18 protein-coding genes and 1 pseudogene are annotated in these 22298 nt (G+C 60.9%); 14 read left to right on the forward strand and 5 right to left on the reverse strand.

Annotated features, from left to right (window positions below; all coding sequences use genetic code 11):
* Window positions 1–111: 111 nt before the first annotated feature.
* The 5 genes from QWI18_RS06845 to edd form a co-directional block, all read right to left on the reverse strand.
* Entirely contained in the window at window positions 112–1398 is a 1287-nt protein-coding gene (locus tag QWI18_RS06845) for an ABC transporter substrate-binding protein (RefSeq protein WP_065992042.1), read from the reverse strand.
* 138 nt (window positions 1399–1536) lie between these two features.
* The gene (locus QWI18_RS06850) at window positions 1537–2997 is read right to left on the reverse strand and encodes an ATP-binding protein (protein WP_065993160.1); all 1461 of its coding nucleotides are present in this window, start codon (window positions 2995–2997) and stop codon (window positions 1537–1539) included.
* A 6-nt stretch (window positions 2998–3003) separates the two neighbouring features.
* Entirely contained in the window at window positions 3004–3741 is a 738-nt protein-coding gene (locus QWI18_RS06855) for a response regulator (protein ID WP_065992040.1), read from the reverse strand.
* A 106-nt stretch (window positions 3742–3847) separates the two neighbouring features.
* Window positions 3848–4822, reverse strand: a complete 975-nt coding sequence (locus QWI18_RS06860; RefSeq protein WP_065992039.1) for a glucokinase — start codon at window positions 4820–4822, stop codon at window positions 3848–3850.
* On the reverse strand, window positions 4819–6645 hold the full coding sequence (edd, locus tag QWI18_RS06865) for a phosphogluconate dehydratase (protein WP_065992037.1): 1827 nt from the start codon (window positions 6643–6645) through the stop codon (window positions 4819–4821). The genes QWI18_RS06860 and edd overlap by 4 nt, the downstream gene beginning before the upstream one ends.
* A 234-nt stretch (window positions 6646–6879) precedes the next feature.
* Between edd and gap the strand changes: the two genes are divergently transcribed.
* From gap to QWI18_RS06935, 14 genes and pseudogenes are all read left to right on the forward strand, one after another.
* Window positions 6880–7881, forward strand: coding sequence for a type I glyceraldehyde-3-phosphate dehydrogenase (gap, locus tag QWI18_RS06870; protein WP_065992035.1), 1002 nt, complete (start codon window positions 6880–6882; stop codon window positions 7879–7881).
* Window positions 7882–8101: 220 nt separating this feature from the next.
* Window positions 8102–8617, forward strand: a complete 516-nt coding sequence (locus tag QWI18_RS06875) for an RNA polymerase sigma factor (RefSeq protein ID WP_065992034.1) — start codon at window positions 8102–8104, stop codon at window positions 8615–8617.
* A gap of 80 nt (window positions 8618–8697) precedes the next feature.
* Window positions 8698–8940: a FecR/PupR family sigma factor regulator gene (locus tag QWI18_RS06880; protein WP_369318482.1), complete on the forward strand. Its 243-nt coding sequence runs from the start codon at window positions 8698–8700 to the stop codon at window positions 8938–8940.
* Window positions 8941–9260: 320 nt separating this feature from the next.
* Window positions 9261–11462, forward strand: a pseudogene (locus QWI18_RS06885) (TonB-dependent hemoglobin/transferrin/lactoferrin family receptor); the annotation flags it as partial.
* A gap of 90 nt (window positions 11463–11552) precedes the next feature.
* Window positions 11553–12152, forward strand: a complete 600-nt coding sequence (locus QWI18_RS06890) for a biliverdin-producing heme oxygenase (RefSeq protein WP_369318483.1) — start codon at window positions 11553–11555, stop codon at window positions 12150–12152.
* 93 nt (window positions 12153–12245) lie between these two features.
* Entirely contained in the window at window positions 12246–12650 is a 405-nt protein-coding gene (locus tag QWI18_RS06895) for a YbaN family protein (RefSeq protein ID WP_296310607.1), read from the forward strand.
* 184 nt (window positions 12651–12834) lie between these two features.
* Window positions 12835–13185 carry a DUF5064 family protein gene (locus QWI18_RS06900; RefSeq protein WP_369318484.1) on the forward strand — a complete coding sequence of 117 codons (351 nt, stop codon included), beginning with the start codon at window positions 12835–12837 and terminating at the stop codon, window positions 13183–13185.
* Window positions 13186–13270: 85 nt separating this feature from the next.
* Window positions 13271–14779, forward strand: coding sequence for a sigma-54-dependent transcriptional regulator (locus QWI18_RS06905; protein ID WP_369318485.1), 1509 nt, complete (start codon window positions 13271–13273; stop codon window positions 14777–14779).
* A 397-nt stretch (window positions 14780–15176) separates the two neighbouring features.
* The gene (gene gcvH / locus QWI18_RS06910) at window positions 15177–15560 is read left to right on the forward strand and encodes a glycine cleavage system protein GcvH (RefSeq protein ID WP_065992021.1); all 384 of its coding nucleotides are present in this window, start codon (window positions 15177–15179) and stop codon (window positions 15558–15560) included.
* Between the two features lie 10 nt (window positions 15561–15570).
* Entirely contained in the window at window positions 15571–18429 is a 2859-nt protein-coding gene (gene gcvP / locus QWI18_RS06915) for an aminomethyl-transferring glycine dehydrogenase (protein WP_369318486.1), read from the forward strand.
* Window positions 18430–18535: 106 nt separating this feature from the next.
* Window positions 18536–19912 carry an L-serine ammonia-lyase gene (locus tag QWI18_RS06920; RefSeq protein ID WP_065992017.1) on the forward strand — a complete coding sequence of 459 codons (1377 nt, stop codon included), beginning with the start codon at window positions 18536–18538 and terminating at the stop codon, window positions 19910–19912.
* A gap of 70 nt (window positions 19913–19982) precedes the next feature.
* Window positions 19983–21104 (forward strand): glycine cleavage system aminomethyltransferase GcvT, encoded by a 1122-nt coding sequence (gene gcvT / locus QWI18_RS06925; protein ID WP_369318487.1) that lies wholly within the window; start codon window positions 19983–19985, stop codon window positions 21102–21104.
* Window positions 21105–21499: 395 nt separating this feature from the next.
* Window positions 21500–21712: a cold-shock protein gene (locus tag QWI18_RS06930; RefSeq protein ID WP_003227496.1), complete on the forward strand. Its 213-nt coding sequence runs from the start codon at window positions 21500–21502 to the stop codon at window positions 21710–21712.
* A gap of 96 nt (window positions 21713–21808) precedes the next feature.
* On the forward strand, window positions 21809–22297 hold the full coding sequence (locus tag QWI18_RS06935; protein WP_369318488.1) for an RDD family protein: 489 nt from the start codon (window positions 21809–21811) through the stop codon (window positions 22295–22297).
* Window position 22298 lies beyond the last annotated feature (1 nt).

Raw genomic sequence — 22298 nt, forward strand, 5'->3', positions numbered from 1 at the left:
AAGTGAAAGCGGCCGCAAGTCGCAAGCCTCAAGCTGCAAGCCTCAAGCTGCAAGTCAGAAGCCAATCATCGATCAGCTTGAGAGTTGCAGCCTGCCGCTAGTCGCTGGCCTTTATTTGGCAGACTTGATCGCAGCACCCAGCTTCTTCGCCGCGTCGGCCGGATCGGCTTTCGGGTCGTTGATGAAGTTGGTCACGACGTCAAAGAAGGCACCCTGAACGGCCAGCGTAGTGGCCATGTTGTGCGCCATGCTTGGCTGCAGGCCGCCGGTTTTGGCGTCAGCCAGGAAGTCCTTGGCAGCGGTCTGGGCGCACGAGTCGAAACCGTACTTGCCCATGTCAGCCAGCATGTCGTTGCGAACAGGGATCGAGCCTTTGTTGATGCTGAAGACTTTCTGGAAGTTTTCACCCAACACGACCTTGGCGATGTCCTGCTGACCGGCAGCAGTGCCCGCGTCTTTCTGCTTGAACACAGCCAGGGAGTCGATGTTGTAGGTGAACGCCTTGTCGGTGCCCGGGAACGCTACGCACTCGTAGTCCTTGCCGGCGACTTTCTTGGCGGCGGTCCATTCACTCTTGGCCCAGTCACCCATGATCTGCATGCCGGCCTTGCCGTTGATGACTTTGGCGGCTTCCAGGTTCCAGTCCTGGCCTTTGCCGTCGGCATCCATGTAGGTCGCGACTTTCTTCAGCTCAGTCAGCGACTTGACCATTTCAGGGCCCGTCAGCGCAGCGTTGTCGAGATCGACCAGTGCCTTCTTGTAACCATCGGCGCCCATGACAGACAGAACGACGGCTTCAAAAACAGTGCTGTCCTGCCAAGGCTGGCCACCGTGGGCCAGAGGGATGAAGCCTGCCGCTTTGAGCTTGTCGCCCGCTGCGTAGAATTCTTCGAGGGTGGTAGGGGCTTTTTCGATACCGGCTTTCTTGAAGACTTCCGGGTTGATCCACAGCCAGTTGACGCGGTGGATGTTCACCGGCACGGCCACGTAATCACCGTCGTACTTCACGGTATCGGAGACTTTCTTGTCCAGCAGGCTGTCCCATTTCTCCTCTTTGGAGACGGTTTTCAGCACGTCAGTATCAAGCAGGCCAGTGGAGGCCCATTCCTGAATGTCCGGGCCTTTGATCTGGGCAACGCCAGGCGGGTTGCCAGCAACGGCGCGGCTCTTGAGCACGGTCATAGCGGTTGCACCACCGCCGCCTGCGACAGCGCCGTCTTTCCAGGTGAAACCGTCTTTTTCAACTTGCGCGCGGAGCACATCAACAGCAGCTTTTTCGCCACCGGACGTCCACCAGTGCACCACTTCAACCGTGCCTTTGGCATCAGCCGCCATGGCGCTCAGAGGGAACAAGGAGGCGAGGGAAATAAGTGCAGCGAGACGGGAAATCGAATTCATATCTGACCTTTCTTGTTGTTATGCATGTGCAAGTCGTGGCGCTTGCGCTGCGTGGATTCTAACCAAGGGCCCGGAGCGGACGGTAACGAAGGGATGCGCGAATGTCACAAGGCTGTGACATTCAACAAAGGGACTGGATTACTCAACGCCACGCGGCAGATAGAGCGTCACCCGCAGGCCGCCCTCGCGCATGTTCTGTAACGTCACTTCGCCGCCGTGACTATGGGCGATATTGCGGGCGATGCCGAGCCCCAAGCCGTAGCCCTGTTGGTGTTTGCCGGCCAGCCGGAAGTGCGGTTCAAAGACCTGTTCCATTCGCTGCTCCGGCACACCCGGCCCCTCGTCTTCGACATGCAGGATGAACGCGTCAGCGTCGTCTTCAACGGACAGGTGCGCACGGTCGCCGTATTTGATGGCGTTATCGATGAGGTTGCCCATGCAGCGGCGCAGTGCCAGGGGCTTGCCGTAGTACATCGACATCGCCTTGCCCTGCAACGTGACCCGGCCCGCGCCGTCAGGGGCAAGATAGGGCTCGATCAGGCAATCCAGCGCGTGGTTGAGGTCGACCGGCTCGATGTTCTCGTGAATGTCGGTGTCCTTCACGCACTGCAATGCGCCTTTGACCAGCAGCTCCAGTTCATCCAGATCCCGGGTGAATTTGGCCTGCATCTGCTCGTCTTCGAGCAGCTCGACGCGCAGTCTCAAGCGAGTGATCGGGGTGCGCAGGTCGTGGGAAATTGCACTGAATAATTGGCCGCGCTCGGTCAGGTAACGGCTGATGCGATCGCGCATGGTATTGAACGCGCGGGTCACTTCCACCACTTCACTGCCGCCGCCCTCCACCACCGGTTCGACGTCGGCCCCCAACGACAGATCCCGCGCAGCATGGGCCAGACGCTTGAGCGGGCCGCTCTGCCAGTGCACCAGCAGGCCGATGAAGACCAGCAGAAAGAGACTGGTCAGCGCGATGAACCAGACTTGCTGCGAGGGCAGACCTTCCGACTCGAGCATGGTGTAGGGCTCGGGCAGCAGCGAGGCGATGTACAGCCATTCGCCGGGCGACAGTTCGATCTGCGTGACCAGTACGGGCGGGTTCACCGGTTCGAGGGTCAGCGCGTAATGGGCCCACGATCGTGGCAGCTCATCGAGCCTCAAGCCGCTGTTGAAAATACGCAGGTCTTCGGGACGCACAAAGCGCACGAGGATGTCCGGGTCGGCGCCGAGGTTCTGCCGCAGCACCTGACCGACCACATCGATCACTGCCGTCTTGCGCGCGGTGGGCTCAAGCACCTGCATTTCCAGAGGGCGATCGTTGAGGGAAACGAAGAAACGCGTGCCGCCCATGCTGCGCAACTGATCGAGCACCAGCGGCCGAAACGCGACAGGCAACGAGCGAAAGTAGCTGACGCTTGCCGCCATGGAGAAACCCAGACTGCGGGCACTGGTGACCAGCCCCTCCATCTGCGTGGCGCGCAGTTGCGAGAGCCAGATCAGGCTGGACAGGGTTTGCGCCAGCAACACGGCGAGCAAGGTCAGCAACAGCATGCGCCCAAGCAGCGAGCGCGGCACCGGCAGGCGGCGCTTCTTGTCGGTCACCATCAAGGACTAGTAGCCGTTGCCGGCTTGCGGCAGCACATTGGCTGCCAGCAGGTAACCGCTGCCTCGTACGGTGCGGATCAATCGCGGTGCCTTGCCGGTGTCGCGCAAGCGCTGACGCAGACGACTCACCGCCATGTCGACGATGCGCTCCAGCGGCATCAGCTCACGGCCACGGGTGGCGTTGCCGATGGTGTCGCGATCAAGAATTTGTTGGGGGTTGTCGAGAAACAGCTTGAGCAGCGCGAAATCGGCGCCCGACAAAATCACCTCTTCGCCGTCGTTGTGGAACAGCCGGTGACTGACCATGTCCAGCCGCCATTCATCGAACACCAGCACTTCACCTCCGCTGCGCTCCTGGCCGAACTGGGCACGACGCAACAGGGCCTTGATCCGGGCCTGAAGTTCACGGGGGCTGAAGGGTTTGGCCATGTAGTCATCGGCGCCGAGTTCCAGACCGATGACGCGGTCGGCTTCGTCGGAGCTGGCGGTGAGCATGATGATGGGAATATGCGGCTGACGCGGATGTTGCCTGACCCAGCGACACAGGCTGAAGCCGTCTTCGTCGGGAAGCATGACGTCAAGGATCAGCAGGTCGCTGGCCTCTGCGTTAAATGCCTGTCGAAACTCGGCCCCATCGCCAACCGTGCGCACCTGAAAACCGGAACGGCTCAGGTAGGCTTGCAGCAACTCGCAAATCTCCTGGTCATCGTCGACCACCAGAATCGATTTACTGACAGCGTTCACATGGTCGTCCTTGTGAGCAATGGTTGGGTATGGCTGCTTCAAGCTTCAAGCTTCAAGCTTCGAACTCAAAGCGGCCAGCGTGACGTGCGCGGTCTTTGCTTGCCGCTTATAGCTTGCCGCTAGCGCTCGCCGCATATTGATCCAGCGCCACGCCTGCGCCCATCAGGCCGGGATATTCGGCCGTGACCAGCCAGACCGGCACGTCCTTGAAATAATCCTTCATCAAGCCCTTCTCGGCGAACGCCTTGTTGAAGCCGCTCTGCATGAAGAAGTCGACGAACCGCGGGATTACGCCCCCGGCAATATACACGCCGCCGCGTCCGCCGACAGTCAGTACGTTGTTGCCGGCCACGCGACCGAGGAACACGCAGAACTGCTCCAGCACTGCGCTGGCGACCGGATCGCCCTTGAGCGCCGCCGCGGTAATGGCCGCAGGCGACTTGAGTTCAGGCTCGATTTCGTCCAGTCCGCAGCTGACTTGATACAGCAGCAACAGCCCGGCGCCACTCAGAATCGTCTCGGCACTGACGTGCTCATGGGTCGCCATCAACCGCATCCACAGCAGGGCTTCGCGGGGCGTGCCGATCGGCAGATCAACGTGACCGCCCTCGCCCGGCACCGCAGTCCAACGCGCTTCGCCACTGCGGATCAGGGTGCCGACGCCGAGTCCGGTGCCAGGCCCGATAACCACCCGCGCGCCGCGAGGATCGCCCTTGCCATGACGCACGGTCAGGTACTCGTCGTCCTTCAGGCGGGTCATGCCCAGGGCCATGGCAGTGAAGTCGTTGACCAGGATCAGGTGGTCGATCTTCAGCTCGGCGCAGAACGCCTGCCGATTGATCTTCCAATGACTATTGGTGAAGTGGAAATCGTCGCCGGTCACCGGCCCGGCCACGGCCAGGCAAAGGGAGGTGACATCACCGCGCTGCAATTCCAGGTCCTGCAGATAGACCAGCAAGGCCTTTTCAGGACTGGCGTAATCGACCGTCGCGAACACCCGGATCGAATGCAACTGCTCGTCTTCCCAAATGGCAAACCGCGCATTTGTGCCGCCGATATCACCCACCATCGCCAATGTCACTTGAGCGTCTCCAGATTCGAAGTAAAGGCGCTGGCGCCCTTCTCTGCCGAGCTGAAGGCCATGCGCATGAAACCAAACAGTTCGCGCCCGCTGCCCACGTTATGGGACAAGCGACCGACTGCCGGCTCTCTGGCGGCCAATTCTGCCGGTTCGACCAGAACTTGCAACGTTCCTTTCACGCCATCGACACGAATGAGATCCCCATCACGCACCAACGCCAGCGGGCCGCCGTCAGAAGCTTCCGGGCAAACGTGAATCGCCGCCGGGATTTTCCCGGACGCGCCGGACATGCGCCCGTCCGTAATCAGCGCCACTTTGAAGCCACGGTCCTGCAGCACGCCCAGAAACGGCGTCATCTTGTGCAGTTCAGGCATACCGTTGGAACGCGGCCCCTGGAAGCGCATGACCGCGACAAAATCGCACTCCAGTTCGCCGGCCTTGAAGGCGTCGGCGAGGTCCTGCTGGTCTTCGAATACTTTGGCGGGGGCCTCGACGATCTGGTGCTCCAGGGCAACGGCGGAGACTTTCATCACGCCACGGCCAATATTGCCTTCCATGACCCGCAGACCGCCCTCGGCCGAAAACGGACGCGCGATCGGGCGCAGGACGTTTTCGTCCAGGCTTTCGACCGGGCCATCGCGCCACACCAGCTTGCCTTCTTCCAGGAAGGGCTCCTGGATGTAGCGACGCAGGCCACGGCCCATGACCGTGTTGACGTCTTCGTGCATCAGGCCCGCGTCGAGCAGCTCGCGGATCAGGAACGACATCCCGCCGGCGGCCTGGAAGTGGTTGATGTCGGCTTTGCCGTTCGGGTAGACGTGGGACAGGGTCGGCACGACTTCCGACAGATCGGCCATGTCCTGCCAGGTCAGCTGAATGCCCGCGCACTGGGCAATGGCCGGCATGTGCAGCGTGTGGTTGGTAGAACCGCCCGTCGCGTGCAGGGCAACAATCGAGTTGACCAGCGAACGTTCGTCCACAATCTCTCCGAGTGGGATGAAGTCGCCGCTTTGTTTGGTCAGACGCGTGACCTGGAACGCCGCCTCGCGTGTCAGGGCATCGCGTAGCGGTGTGTAAGGATTGACGAAAGAGGCGCCCGGAAGATGCAGACCCATGACTTCCATAATCAACTGGTTGGTGTTCGCCGTGCCGTAGAACGTGCAGGTACCCGGGCCGTGGTAGGACTTCATCTCCGAGTCCAGCAGCTCTTCGCGGGTCGCCTTGCCTTCGGCGTAGCGCTGACGCACGTCGGCTTTTTCCTTGTTGGAGATGCCCGAGACCATCGGCCCGCCCGGCACAAAAATCGTCGGCAGATGACCGAAACGCAGCGAGCCCATCAGCAAGCCCGGAACGATCTTGTCGCAGATGCCCAGCATCAGCGCGCCGTCGAACATGTTGTGGGACAACGCCACCGCCGTTGCCATCGCAATGACTTCTCGGCTGGCGATACTCAGTTCCATGCCCGGCTCGCCCTGGGTGACGCCATCACACATGGCCGGAACGCCACCGGCAAACTGCCCCACCGAGCCGATTTCACGCAGCGCTTTTTTAATTTGTTCGGGGAAGTGTTCGTACGGCTGATGCGCCGAGAGCATGTCGTTGTAGGAGGAGACAATGGCGATGTTGGCCGCATTCATCATGCGCAGGCTGTTCTTGTCTTCGGGACCACATGCCGCAACGCCGTGGGCGAAGTTGGCGCATTGCAGCTTGCCGCGCATCGGCCCGTCGCTCGCCGCACCCCGGATCAATTGCAGGTAGCGTTGACGGGTTTCACGGCTGCGAGCAATCAGCCGTTCGGTTACCTCAAGGACGCGGGGATGCATGTCATGGACTCCAGGCTAGCGGATGGGGTCACCCGTTCAGGCGCTTTCACCAGGCTGCGATCAAATCCGGGCTCGGTCGGGAGCGGCGGCAAACACTTGATTTTCAGCCAGTTGTGACGGCCAGACGGGTTTCTATTTGTAGATAAAACAAAATACTGCCACTAAAAGGGGTTGTTTTCTATTTTTATGAGAATAATCTTGTAATTCCAACAACAAATTCTTGAGGACGGGTGTATGACTCTCCGCATCGCAATTAATGGCTTTGGCCGAATCGGCCGCAACGTCCTACGCGCACTTTATACCCAAGGCTACCGTCAGGACCTGCAAGTCGTCGCCATCAATGACCTGGGCGACAGCGAGATCAACGCCCACCTTCTGAAATTCGACACCGTGCACGGGCCGTTCGACGGCACCGTTGAGCACGATCAGGAAAGCCTGACCGTCAATGGTGACCGAATTGCGGTCAGCGCCATCCGCAACCCGGCCGAGCTGCCGTGGAAATCCCTGAATATCGACGTGGTGTTCGAATGCACCGGTCTGTTCACCGACCGCACCAAGGCCGCCGCGCATATCACCGCCGGCGCCAAAAAAGTCATTATCTCGGCTCCGGCCAAAGGCGCCGATGCGACGATCGTCTACGGCGTCAACCATGACGTGCTGCGCCAGTCCCATCAGGTCATTTCCAACGCCTCCTGCACCACCAACTGCCTGGCGCCGGTCGCCCAGGTGCTGAACCGTGAGCTGGGCATCGAGAGCGGTCTGATGACCACCATCCATGCCTACACCAACGACCAGAACCTGATCGACGTCTACCACACCGACCCGTACCGCGCGCGTTCGGCGACGCAGTCGATGATCCCGAGCAAGACGGGCGCTGCCGAAGCGGTCGGTCTGGTGCTGCCGGAGCTGGCGGGCAAGCTCACCGGCATGGCCGTGCGTGTGCCGGTGATCAACGTGTCGCTGGTCGACCTGACCATTCAGCTCAAGCGCGATGCGACGGCCGAAGAGGTCAACGCGATCATGAAAGAAGCGGCGCAGCATTCGAAAATCCTCGGTTACAACACCCTGCCGCTGGTTTCCCACGACTTCAATCACAACCCGCTGTCGTCCATCTTCGACGCGAACCACACCAAAGTCAGCGGCCGCCTGCTGAAGGTGCTGGCGTGGTACGACAACGAATGGGGCTTCTCCAACCGCATGCTGGATAACTGCCTGGCGTTGATGAACGCCGAGTAAGTAACGGGATCCCCCTATGTAGGAGCGAGCTTGCTCGCGAAGTCGGAATCCAATCCGCTGGAGAGCCAGCGGATTTACCAAGGTCTTCGCGATCAACTCCCTCCCTCAGTAATGACTTCCGTCCCCGGACAACGCCCTTACAAACTGTGCAAATCCCTGCCTTGACCTGACCTCTAGATGATAAGCATTATCATCTGCTGAATTCTGGTCGGGTGCCCCTGTGACTCAGTCGCATTTCAACACTGTCTTCCTCGCCCGGCGAACCATGCTGCTGCGAACGCTTCAGCGTATGGTCCGCAGCCACAGCACCGCCGAAGACCTGCTTCAGGAAACCTACCTGCGTGTCACCCGCGCGCTCTCCGAGCGAGCCATCGAGCACCTCGAACCCTTCCTCTTCCAGACCGCGCGCAATCTGGCACTGGATCATCTGCGCGCCAGACGCATTCATGCGCGGACCATCGTCGATGATGCGCCGATCAGCGATATCCATGATGTCGTCGCCCCCGACGCCGCGCTGGAGGATGCCGCCCACGCCAACCGGTTGCTTGAAAGCCTCAGCGCGAGCCTGGAAACCCTGACGCCGCGGCAGCAGAAAATCTTCACCCTCAGCCGGCTCCACGGCGCGAGCTATCTGGAGATCGCCAAACAGCTGGGGGTGTCCACCAGCACCGTGCAAAAAGAACTGAAGCTGATCATGACGGTCTGCCTGAGTGTGGCCGCGCGTCTGGATCACTGAGCTTCGCCCGTCAGAATCGTCAGCTGGTGCTACAGAGTGACGCTACACTGCCGCCCAAACCGTGGACCCGAGGACGCTGCTTGACGGACGCCCAATCACCCCGCCGCGCTCAAGCCGATGCGGCACGCGCCGAGACGATGGATCAAGCCCTGACCTGGCTGATCGAACTGGACATTGCCGATGCCGAAACGCATAGGCGCTTTCTGGAATGGCTCGACGCCGATCCTTCCCACCACGAAATATTCGCCAGCGCCGAGGCCGTGTGGCACTCGCAACCGGTGTTCGATGCCGCAGCACTGCTGGCCGCGCGGAAAAAAACATAGCGCCGGGTGATGTGCTGGCAAAGCAGCCCGCAGTTGCTCAATACCTGATGCTCTGGCACTCACCCTAATTATTTTTACGCGATAGCCGCTGCCCGTACGTCTAGTCATAGCCAATGCAACTGATTCCTATTTGAATCATCTCGCAACAACTATGACGACCCGCACGACAGGGAGCGCTATCCATGCTGTCCAGTTTCAACCCCGCACCGCCCGCCTCGCCCAGAGCCACACACGACGTCGGGCTTTCGCTGCTGACCATCGCCATTTTCGCCGCAAGCCTGCACAGCCCCACCATCGCTGCCGCCGAGCAGGGTCATGCCCTGGAACTGGAGCAGATTACGGTCAGTGCCACGCGTCAGGCGCAGTCGGTGGATTCGGTGCCCGGAACGGTGACGGTGCAGGACCGCACGGCACTGGATCGGCGCACCGTCAACAGCATTCGCGATCTGGTACGCGACGAGCCCGGTGTCTCCGTGGGCGGAGCCGGCCAGCGGGCGGGCACCAGCGGCTATAACATTCGCGGTATCGACGGCGACCGCATCCTGACCCAGGTGGATGGCGTGGAAGTGCCGGACAATTTCTTCCAGGGCCCTTTCGCCAACACCCACCGCAATTACGTTGATCCGGAGATCATCAAGCGCGTCGAAATCCTGCGCGGACCTGCGTCGGCGTTGTATGGGAGCAGCGCCATTGGCGGCGCCGTGAGCTATTACACCCTCAATCCCGAGGACATCATCAAGCCGGGCAAGGATGTCGGCGCCCGCCTGAAGACCGGCTACAGTTCGGCGGACAACAGTTGGCTGAATTCGTCTACGGTTGCCGGCCGCGCGGGGGATGTCGACGGTTTGCTGCACGTCAGTCAGCGCAACGGCCACGAGACCGAGTCCTACGGTGAGCATGGCGGCACGGGGCTTTCACGCACGAAGGCGAACCCGGAAGACGCCCGCGCCACCAATGTGCTCGCCAAGCTGGGCTGGAACTACGGCGACAATGATCGTCTGGCGTTCACTTACGAGAAGTACAAGGACGACACCCATACCAATCAGAAAAGTGTGGTGGGCGGGCCTTTCATACCGGGCGTCGGTGCGTCAGGAATGTACCGAAGCCGCGAGGGCAACGACGTCATCACCCGAGAGCGCTTCGGACTGGAAAACACGTTCGCGCTGGACAGCGTGCTGGCCGACAACGCCAAGTGGAGCTTGAACTACCAGATTGCCAAGACCGATCAGAATACCTTCGAGCGTTACGTGCCCGGCAGTCGTGACGTCTGGCGCACCCGCGACACCCATTACAAGGAACGCCAATGGATCCTCGACACACAGCTGGATAAGGCGTTCGACATCGGCGACACCCAGCACCTGCTGACCTACGGCACGACCCTCAAGCAACAGAAGATAACAGGGCTTCGGACAGGATCAGCCACCTGTGCGTCGGTCGTCGGAACCTGCCGCACCCTCGGTGCAGTCAGTGCCAGCGCGAACGACATCGTGGCACCCACGAACGACTTCCCGAACCCGACGATCACCACCTACGCGCTGTTCGCCCAGGATCAGATCAAATGGGGCGACTGGACCTTCATGCCCGGCGTCCGCTACGACTACACCACGCTCGAACCAGACGCCACAGATTCATTCCTCAAAAGCGTCAACCTGAAAAGCAAGAGCGGGTTCGACGACAGCACGAAAAAATGGCATCGCCTGTTACCCAAGCTGGGGCTGACGTATGCGTTCAACGACACCTACACATGGTACGGCCAGTACGCCGAGGGTTTCCGCACACCAAGCGCCAAGGCGTTGTATGGCCGGTTCGAGAACACCCGGGGCAATTACGTCGTGGAGCCCAATCCCGACTTGAAACCGGAGACGAGCAAGAGCTACGAAACCGGCCTGCGAGGTCACTTCGACGAAGGCACGTTTGATGTTGCTGCGTTCTACAACACATACCGCGACTTCATTAATGAGGACGCGGTGATTCCAGCCAACTCCACCACCACGACCTTCCAGTCCAACAACATCAAGCACGCCACGATCAAGGGCGTCGAGCTCAAGGGTCGTCTGAACCTGGACAGCTTCGGCGCACCCGAAGGCCTCTACACCCGAGGCTCGCTGGCCTATCTATACGGCCGCAACAATGACAACGGCCAGCCCATCAACAGCATCAACCCGCTGACCGGCGTATTCGGGCTGGGTTATGACCAGAACACCTACGGCGGCTTGCTGAACTGGACCCTGGTCAAGCCCAAAACGCGGGTCGACACCCGCAGCTACTACGCGCCGGATGGCGCCACCCGCTTCAAGACGCCGGGCTTCGGTCTCGTTGATCTGACGGGTTATTACAAAGTCACCAATGACGTCACGGTCAGCGGCGGCCTGTACAACGTCGCGGACAAAAAATACTGGCTGTGGGACGACGTGCGCGGCTACGACAACGTCGGCGACGCAGGCGCCACCGCCCCCGCCAACCTCGACCGCCTGACTCAGCCAGGACGCAATTTCGCCGTCAACGTGGTGTGGGACATCTGAACGATTCCCGTTGCAGGAGCGTGATTTTTTACGCGCCTGCGACGTTCGTTCGTTTTGTTATCAAGCGCCTCACTTAACAAGGAAGACCCCATGACCGATAACTCGATTCGTCGTTCGCAACGACTGAACCAGATCACCCATGCCCCCCATGAACAACTGGACAAGGCGGTGAAAGCCAACGCGCCGTTCGAAACACTGGCCAGTTACAGCCGATTCCTCAGCGCGCAGTACCTTTTTCAGGAAGAGCTGAAAACGCTGTACACGCACCCACAGTTGATCGCGCTGATTGCCGACCTGCCCGATCGATGCCGCGCCGAACAGGCCAAGGCTGATTTGCTTGATCTTCAGGCTTGCATCCCCGGCCCTATCGCCGGCGCCGTCGAGGAGCCCAGCCTTGCCGAGGCACTGGGCTGGCTGTTCGTCTCGGAGGGTTCGAAGCTGGGTGCTGCGTTTCTGATCAAACGCGCCGTGGCCCTGGACCTCAGCGAGACCTTCGGCGCCCGCCATCTGGGAGAACCGTCGGGCGGTCGCGCCGAAGGCTGGAAGCGCTTTATCCGGGTCATTGACGATCTGCCGTTCAACGCTGAGCAGGAGCGCGCGATAGACCGCGGAGCAGTGGCGGCCTTCGAGCGTTTCAATGTGCTGCTGCAACACGCGTACGCTTCAGCGTCTGAAGCGGAACCCGCCTGACGCCGGGCCTTTTGCGCCCGGCACTGATAAGCTGAGCGCCTTTGCGGGACCTGAAAATCCCGCAACACCTGCTCACTCTGCATTACCGAGACCATGACCAGTACACCACCCGGCAGCAAACTGTCCCGCATCCTGTTTGGCATTCTCGCCTACGTGAGCCTGACGATCGGCATCATCGCGATTTTCATTCCGGGCCTGCCCACCACCGAATTCATTTTGCTGGCGGCATGGGCGGCGACGCGTAGCTCGCCGCGCCTGAGCGCGTGGCTCGAGAATCATCGGGTGTTCGGACCGATGCTGAGCAACTGGCGAAACGGCAAGATGATCGCGCGCAGGGCCAAGATCAGCGCCACGGTCACCATGCTGATTTGCGCGGTGATGATGCTGGTAGTACTGAAACATAATTGGTGGATCTATTTCGCGGTGGCCGGCATGGTGCTGGTCAATCTGTGGATCTGGTCACGGCCTGAGCCTTCGCGGGTTCAGCCGGAAAAGTGAGGTGTAGGACCGGCTTCAGCCGGGAAGAGGCCGGTTTGAACACCCTCTATTCTGAGGTGTGACGTCTGACGCCTCCCCGGCTAAAGCCAGTTCCACACACAGCGCGCAGCACATGAGCCTGAACCCGAGGCGGCCCCATGGGTCTGTCCCTCTAGGTCCAATCACTTTCTCAGGAGCCACCGCCATGTTCGAGCCAGGTCATCTGCACATCGTCCACCCCGCTCTGCAACCACACGACGTCGGCTACGACCTTCATATCCGCTACGAGGTCAGCCAGACTGATTCGGGGCCGGGCATGCAATTCAGGCTGGAAGGTGACATCAGTGGCCAGAGTGTCAACGAAACCTTTGAGCTGCCGAAGGACAAGGCGTACAACTTCGCCAGCGAAGCTTCCCGCAGACTTGAGAAGCATGGGCTGCCGAGAACCACCGACCTGCACGCGATGCAAGGTGAGTACGATCAGATGTTCGAAGACATCCGTCACAAGCTCGACATGAAATCCGGCGACTCGGTTAAGCCAGAGCATCTGGAATAGCCCGCTCGCTTCCACGGTCTCGGGATGGGCAATGAGATTACTGGCATAATCGCCCCCCTCATTCCCGCGAACCCTTTCCCTCCCCATGCGCATTCACGTCACGTTCATTGACCGCGTCGGCATCACCCAGGAAGTGCTGGCCATCCTCGGCGCGCGCAACCTGAACCTCGATGCCGTGGAAATGGTACCGCCCAACGTCTATATCGATGCTCCGACGCTGAGCCATGACGTGCTTGAAGAACTCAAGGACCGGCTGTTCCGCGTGCGCGGTGTGGAAGCGATCACGGTGGTCGACATCCTTCCCGGCCAGCGCCGTCATCTGCAACTTGACGCCTTGCTGGCAGCGATGACCGATCCGGTGCTTGCCCTCGACAGCGCCGGCCATGTGCTGCTGGCAAACCCCGCACTGGTTGCGTTGTATGGCCGGGAGCCGGCGGGCGAATCGATTGGCGAGCTGTTTTCCGATGCGGGTCTGCAATCGGCGCTGCTGGAAAACGGCTTTCGTCTGCCGCTGCGGGAAGTCACGCTCAACGGCGAAGCGCTGCTGCTCGACGCTACCCCCATCACCGAAGCGGGCGCGCTGCTGACCCTGTATCTGCCCAGCCGGATTGGCGAACGCCTGTCGGCATTGCACCACGATCACGCTGAAGGTTTCGACGCGCTGTTGGGGGATTCCGCGCCGATCCGCACCCTCAAGGCGAGGGCGCAACGGGTCGCTGCACTGGATGCGCCGCTGCTGATACAGGGTGAGACCGGCACGGGCAAGGAACTGGTGGCGCGGGCCTGTCATGCAGTGAGCGCGCGCAACGGGGCGCCTTTTCTTGCGCTGAACTGCGCGGCGTTGCCGGAGAACCTCGCTGAGAGTGAACTGTTCGGCTATGCCCCCGGCGCCTTTACCGGTGCCCAGCGCGGCGGCAAACCCGGCCTGATGGAGCTCGCCAACAAAGGCACGGTGTTCCTCGACGAGATTGGCGAGATGTCGCCGTACCTGCAGGCCAAACTGCTGCGCTTCCTCAATGACGGCAGCTTTCGGCGGGTCGGCGGCGACAAGGAAGTGCAGGTCAACGTGCGTATCCTCAGCGCAACCCACCGTGACCTGGAGAAAATGGTCGCCGAGGGCACCTTCCGCGAAGACCTGTTCTATCGCCTGAATGTGCTCAATCTGGACGTACCACCATTGCGTGAACGGGGTCAGGACATCCTGATGCTGGCACGCTATTTCATGGAGCAGGCCTGCACGCAGATTCAGCGACCGGTCTGCCGACTTGCGCCAACCACGTACCCAGCCCTGCTTGGCAATCGCTGGCCGGGCAACGTGCGCCAGTTGCAGAACGTGATCTTCCGCGCTGCCGCCATCTGTGACAGCTCGCTGGTCGACATCGGCGACCTGGACATCGCCGGTACGTCGGTGGCGAGGGGCCGTGATGGCGAAGTCGAAAGCCTCGAAGGGGCGGTCGAGGATTTCGAAAAGTCGCTGCTGGAAAAGCTCTACAGCCAGTATCCCTCGACGCGCCAATTGGCCGCGCGGCTGCAGACGTCACACACCGCAATCGCCCATCGGCTGCGCAAGTACGGGATCCCGGGCAAAAGCTAAAGAGCCCAAAGAAGTTGGGAGTGAGCTTGCTAAGGAAAGCAGTATCCTGACCGCTTAAAACTCAGCGAATGTACTGCCTCTTCTCGAACAAGCTCGCTCCCACAAATCCGCGTACGTCCATAACATCCCGGGCATCATTGCCGTAACGATACCGCAACACTGTATTGAAAACATTCCATAGCTTAGACGCAGCGTCCTATAACGCCGCTGCGGCGGAATCCCGCTCTTGCCTCAAAGCTCCGTATCGATTTCGTTCCAGCATGTGTCGAATTCCAAGCCACTTGAACCGCCACCGCCCAACGTTTACGCGCCCTTCTCGACCTTGGCCGCAAACTTGCTATGCACTCCTCCCATCACGCCCGGGCATAACGGGCGATTTACCATCTGGGGAGATTCCATGAGCGAGTTGCGTTTTACCGAAGACCACGAGTGGCTGCGCGCCGAAACTGACGGCAGCGTCACGGTCGGTATCACCGCCTTTGCGCAGGACGCACTGGGTGACGTGGTTTTCGTGCAACTGCCGGAGCTGCAGTCCTACGACAAAGGCGCCGAAGCGGCTACCGTCGAATCGGTCAAGGCCGCCAGCGGCGTGTACATGCCCCTCGATGGCGAAGTCGTCGAAACCAATCCCGCGCTGGACGCCAACCCTGAACTGGTCAACGAAGACCCGCTCGGCCAAGGCTGGTTCTTTCGCTTTATTCCTTCCAATCCCGATGCTGTCGGCCAACTGCTGACCCAAGACGCCTATGATCGTCTGATCAAAGCCAACGCCGAAGCCTGAGGAGCGCGCAATGACTGACCGTATTGAATTGAGCACCGCCAACGAGTTCATCGCCCGCCACATCGGCCCGCGTGCCGCTGATGAAAAAGCCATGCTCACCACCCTGGGCTATGACTCCCTCGACGCGCTGACCGCCAGCGTCATCCCTGAATCCATCAAGGGCACCAGCGTTCTCGGCTTGTCCGCCGGGCAAAGCGAAGCCGACGCGCTGGCCGACATCAAAGCCATCGCCGGCAAGAATCAGCTGTTCAAAACTTACATCGGCCAGGGTTACTACAACACCCATACCCCGGCGCCGATCCTGCGCAACCTGCTGGAAAACCCGGCCTGGTACACCGCTTACACACCGTATCAGCCGGAGATTTCCCAAGGCCGTCTGGAGTCACTGCTGAACTTCCAGACCCTGATCAGCGACCTGACCGGCCTGCCGATCGCCAACGCCTCGCTGCTCGACGAAGCCACTGCCGCTGCCGAGGCCATGACCTTCTGCAAACGCCTGAGCAAGAACAAGAGCAGCAACAAGTTCTTCGCCTCCGCCCATTGCCACCCGCAAACCCTCGACGTGCTGCAAACCCGCGCCGAGCCGCTGGGCATTGAAGTGGTCGTTGCGGACGAAGCTCAACTGACCGACGTCAGCGAGTTCTTCGGCGCGCTGCTGCAATACCCTGCCAGCAACGGCGACGTCTTCGACTACCGCGAACTGGTCGAGCGCTTCCACACCGCCAACGCCCTGGTCGCCGTGGCCGCCGACCTGCTGGCCCTGACCCTGCTCACCCCACCGGGCGAGTTTGGCGCTGACGTGGCCATCGGCAGCGCGCAACGCTTCGGCGTGCCGCTGGGTTTCGGGGGTCCGCACGCGGCCTACTTCTCCACCCGCGACGCCTACAAGCGCGACATGCCCGGCCGACTGGTGGGTGTGTCCATCGACCGCTTCGGCAAGACCGCCCTGCGTCTGGCCATGCAAACCCGCGAGCAACACATCCGTCGCGAGAAGGCCACCAGCAACATCTGCACCGCGCAGGTGCTGCTCGCCAACATCGCCAGCATGTACGCCGTCTACCACGGCCCGCGCGGCCTGACCCGCATCGCCATCCGTGTGCATCACCTGACCGCGATTTTTGCCGAGGGCTTGAATCAGCTGGGCTTGAAGGCCGAGCAGTCGTTCTTCTTCGACAGCATCACCCTGAACACCGGCGCCAAAACGGCCGACCTGCACGCCAAGGCCCGCGCACACGAAATCAACCTGCGTGAAGTAGACGCCGAGCGCCTGGGCGTTTCCTTGGACGAAACCACGAAGCAAGCCGACGTCGAAGTGCTGTGGTCTCTCTTCGCTGCCGAAGGCCAGGCCCTGCCTGACTTCGCCGCGCTGGCGGACAGCGTGGAAGCGCGCCTGCCTGCCGAGCTGAAGCGCCAGTCGGCGATCCTCAGCCATCCGGTGTTCAACCGCTACCACTCCGAAACCGAGCTGATGCGCTACCTGCGTCGCCTGGCGGACAAGGACCTGGCACTGGACCGCACGATGATCCCGCTGGGCTCGTGCACCATGAAACTCAACGCCGCCAGCGAAATGATTCCGGTGACCTGGGCCGAGTTCGGCAACCTGCACCCGTTCGCCCCGGCCGAGCAGAGCGCCGGTTATCAGCAACTGACCGACGAACTGGAAGCGATGCTCTGCGCCGCCACCGGTTATGACGCGATCTCCCTGCAGCCAAACGCTGGCTCACAGGGCGAGTACGCCGGTCTGCTGGCGATCCGTGCTTACCACCAGAGCCGTGGCGACGAGCGTCGCGACATCTGCCTGATCCCATCATCGGCCCACGGCACCAACCCGGCGACCGCCAACATGGCCGGGATGCGCGTGGTCGTCACCGCCTGCGACGCCCGCGGCAACGTCGACATCGAAGACCTGCGCGCCAAGGCCATCGAGCACCGCGAGCACCTCGCCGCCCTGATGATCACCTACCCGTCGACCCACGGCGTGTTCGAAGAAGGCATCCGCGAAATCTGCGGCATCGTGCATGACAACGGCGGCCAGGTGTACATCGACGGCGCGAACATGAACGCCATGGTCGGGCTGTGCGCACCGGGCAAGTTTGGCGGTGACGTGTCCCACCTCAATCTGCACAAAACCTTCTGCATCCCCCACGGCGGCGGCGGCCCGGGCGTTGGCCCGATCGGCGTGAAATCCCACTTGGCGGCGTTCATGCCGGGTCACGCCCGAATGGACCGCAAGCAAGGCGCGGTCTGCGCGGCGCCGTTCGGCAGCGCGAGCATCTTGCCGATCACCTGGATGTACATCCGCATGATGGGCGGTGAAGGCCTCAAGCGCGCCTCGCAACTGGCGATCCTGAATGCCAACTACATTTCCCGTCGCCTGGAAGAGCACTACCCCGTGCTGTACACCGGCAGCAACGGCCTGGTCGCCCATGAATGCATTCTCGACCTGCGCCCGCTGAAGGAAACCAGCGGCATCAGCGTGGATGACGTCGCCAAACGCCTGATCGACTTCGGTTTCCACGCCCCGACCATGTCTTTCCCGGTCGCGGGCACGTTGATGATCGAGCCGACCGAGAGCGAGTCGAAGGAAGAGCTGGATCGATTCTGCGACGCGATGATCAAGATCCGCGAAGAAATCCGCGCGGTCGAAAGCGGCGTGCTGGACAAGGACGACAACCCGCTGAAAAACGCGCCCCACACCGCCGCTGAACTGGTGGGCGAATGGAGCCATCCGTACAGCCGCGAGCAGGCCGTGTACCCGGTGGCGTCGTTGATCGAAGGCAAATACTGGCCACCGGTGGGCCGTGTCGACAACGTGTTCGGCGACCGCAACCTGGTCTGCGCCTGCCCGTCGATCGAAGACTACGCTTAACCAAGCCACGAGCTTCAAGCCGCAAGCTACAAGTGAAAGCCGATCAGCTTTTACCTGCGGCTTGTAGCTTGCTGCTTGTTACTGCTTCACTTCCCGGAACCCCATCATGTCGCTGAGCGTATTTGACCTGTTCAAGATCGGCATTGGTCCCTCCAGCTCCCACACGGTGGGCCCGATGCGGGCGGCGGCGCGGTTTGCCGAAGGCTTGCAGCGCGATGGCCTGCTGGAAACCATCATCTGCGTCAAAGTCGAGCTTTACGGCTCGCTCGGTGCCACCGGCAAAGGCCATGGCAGCGACAAGGCCGTATTACTGGGCCTTGAAGGTGAGCATCCCGACACCGTCGATACCGAAACCGTCGCGGCTCGCCTGCAGCAGATCCGCAGCACTGAACGCCTGAAACTGCTCGGCCGGCACAGCATCGAATTCATCGAAAAGCATCACCTGGCGATGATTCGCAAACCCTTGGCCTTCCACCCCAACGGCATGATTTTCCGTGCCTTCGATGCCTCCGGCCTACAGGTGCGCAGCCGCGAGTACTACTCCGTCGGCGGAGGGTTCGTGGTCGATGAGCAAGCCGCTGGCGCAGACCGCATCGTGGAAGACCAGACGCAGCTGCTATATCCCTTCAAAACCGCACGGGATCTGATGGCGCACTGCACCGCGAGCGGCCTTTCGATCAGCCAGGTCATGCTGGCCAACGAAGCCGCGTGGCGCCCCGAGGCCGAAACCCGTCAGGGCCTGCTGCACATCTGGCAGGTCATGCAGGACTGCGTCGAAGCGGGTTGCCGCAACGAAGGCATCTTGCCGGGCGGCCTGAAGGTCAAGCGGCGTGCGGCAGCACTGCATCGTCAACTGTGCAAAAACCCGGAAGCCGCGCTGCGTGATGCCTTGTCGGTGCTCGACTGGGTCAATCTGTACGCGCTGGCGGTCAACGAAGAAAACGCCAACGGCGGCCGTGTGGTCACCGCGCCCACCAACGGCGCGGCCGGCATTATCCCGGCGGTGCTGCATTACTACATGCGCTTCATCACCGGGGCCAACGAAGACGGCGTCGTGCGTTTCCTGCTCACGGCGGCGGCGATCGGCATTCTCTACAAAGAGAACGCGTCGATCTCCGGCGCCGAAGTCGGCTGTCAGGGCGAAGTCGGCGTGGCCTGCTCCATGGCCGCCGGCGCACTGTGCGAAGTATTGGGCGGCAACGTTCAACAAGTGGAAAACGCCGCTGAAATCGGCATGGAGCACAATCTCGGCCTGACCTGCGACCCCATCGGCGGCCTGGTTCAAGTGCCGTGCATCGAGCGCAATGCAATGGGTTCGGTGAAGGCCATCAACGCAGTGCGCATGGCCTTGCGCGGCGACGGCCAGCATTTTGTCTCGCTGGATAAAGTGATCCGCACCATGCGCCAGACCGGCGCCGACATGAAAAGCAAATACAAGGAAACAGCCCGTGGCGGGCTGGCCGTGAACATCATCGAGTGCTGACATCAGCCCCCATTCATAGGGCTCCCTACCCTGCGCGGGGACCCCGAAACCGCTTTCAAGGAGTGACCCCATGACCACCGAATTGCTGAAGACCCCGCTCAACGCCCTGCACCGTGAACTCGGCGCGAAAATGGTGGAGTTCGCCGGCTACGACATGCCCGTTCAGTACCCCGCCGGCGTCATGAAGGAACACCTGCACACCCGCGTTCAGGCCGGCCTGTTCGACGTTTCGCACATGGGTCAGATCCTCTTGAGCGGCGCGAACGCAGCGAAGGCGCTGGAAACCCTGGTGCCGGTGGACATCATCGACCTGCCGGTCGGCATGCAGCGCTACGCCATGTTCACCAACGAAAACGGCGGCATTCTCGACGACTTGATGGTCGCCAATCTGGGTAACGATCAGCTCATGCTGGTGGTGAACGCTGCCTGCAAGAACCAAGACCTGGCGCACCTGCAGCAGCACATTGGCAGCCAGTGCGATATCACACCGCTGTTCGACGAACGTGCATTGCTCGCGCTGCAAGGTCCGCAGGCCGTTACCGCACTGGCGCGGCTGGCCCCGGAAGTCGCGAAAATGACCTTCATGCAGTACACCTCGACCAAGATCGACGGCATTGACTGCTACGTCAGCCGCTCGGGCTACACCGGTGAAGACGGTTACGAGATTTCGGTACCGGCGGACCACGCAGAATCCCTGGCGCGTCGTCTGCTCGCGGAGCCGGAAGTGGCGCCGATTGGCCTGGGCGCGCGGGACTCGCTGCGACTGGAGGCCGGCCTTTGCCTCTACGGCCACGACATGAATACCGAAACCACGCCGATCGAAGCCAGCCTGCTGTGGGCGATGTCCAAGGTGCGTCGCGCCGACGGTGCGCGTGCCGGCGGTTTCCCCGGTGCCGACTCGATCTTCGCCCAGCACCAAAGCGGTGCGGCGCACAAACGTGTAGGCCTGTTGCCACAAGAGCGTACGCCGGTGCGTGAAGGCGCTGAAATCGTCGACGCCGAGGGGACGACCATCGGGACGGTCTGCAGCGGCGGCTTTGGCCCGACCCTGAGCGCGCCGTTGGCAATGGGTTATGTCGACGCCCGTTTCACCGCGCTGGAAACACCTGTCTGGGCAATCGTCCGCGGCAAGAAAGTCCCCATGCAGGTGACGAAAATGCCTTTCGTTCCGGCACGTTACTTCCGCGGCTAAGTAACATCGTCAAAAAATGCGGCACCGCAACAGTGCATTAAACTGTGCGGATGCCGCAGTCCGGCGCCAGCGTTAAGTGCATTAAAACTGTCAAAATATTGAACTTCGACAACCCTCTAAACATTAAAAACTATCGATCTTGCGAACGTGGTTAATGTTTTTAAAAAACCCGAAAACCCCTATGAATACTGGCCCAAACGGGGCTTGTTTTTTCGCCGAGAGTTAGCGTAGAGTTTCTCGACTGTGTTTGCATGGGTCGCTGGGATCGTGACCCGGGCAGTAGCGCCAAAAGCAATGCTACATCCCGTTCTACGTTTCTTCTTCCTGCAACCAGCCCCAGTACTCTTTCGTGTGAAAGAGACTGTCATTAATTTAATGCTTCAAGGAATAAGAAAATGTCTACACGTCAGAGCGGCACCGTTAAGTGGTTTAACGATGAAAAGGGTTTCGGTTTTATCACCCCTGAAAGCGGTCCGGATCTGTTCGTCCACTTCCGCGCTATTCAAGGCAACGGCTTCAAAAGCCTGAAAGAAGGCCAGAAAGTGACGTTCGTCGCGGTGCAGGGCCAAAAAGGCATGCAGGCTGACGAAGTACAAGCCGAGGCCTGATCAGCCGACGCAAAGAGCCCCTGATGGCCAACATCAGGGGCTTTTTTGTGCCTGCGATTCCGTAAACTGCCCGCCTCCGATTAAACGAGCGCCGCCATGATCCGACACGTTTTACGCCCCCAGGGCGAATTTCCTCCGGTGGGATTGGGCCGGCGCATGGCTGCGATCAGCTACGACGCACTGCTGTGTGTGGCACTCATGATAGTCACCGCCTTTCTCTACAAACTGGTCTGGATGGGGATTGTCGGCGAAACCAGACTGCGCCAGCTCTCCGAGTCGGGCGCGCTCGACGCCGACCCGTTGCTGTCCTCGATTCTGCTGATCACGCTGTTCGGTTTCTTTGCCCATTTCTGGACACGCGCGGGCCAAACCCTCGGCATGCAGGTCTGGGGAATACGCGTGCAGAACGCCGACGGAACGGCCATCGGCCTGTGGCAGGCGCTGCTGCGCTTCATCGTCGCCATCGCATCGTGGCTGTGCGTCGGGCTAGGCTTCTTCTGGAGCCTGTTCGACAAACAGAAACGCTGCTGGCATGACCTGTATTCCGAGACGCAATTGGTGCGATTGCCCAGAATCAGAAAATGAA

This window comes from Pseudomonas sp. W2Oct36 (assembly GCF_041060465.1).
Classification (GTDB): Bacteria; Pseudomonadota; Gammaproteobacteria; order Pseudomonadales; family Pseudomonadaceae; genus Aquipseudomonas; species Aquipseudomonas graminis_B.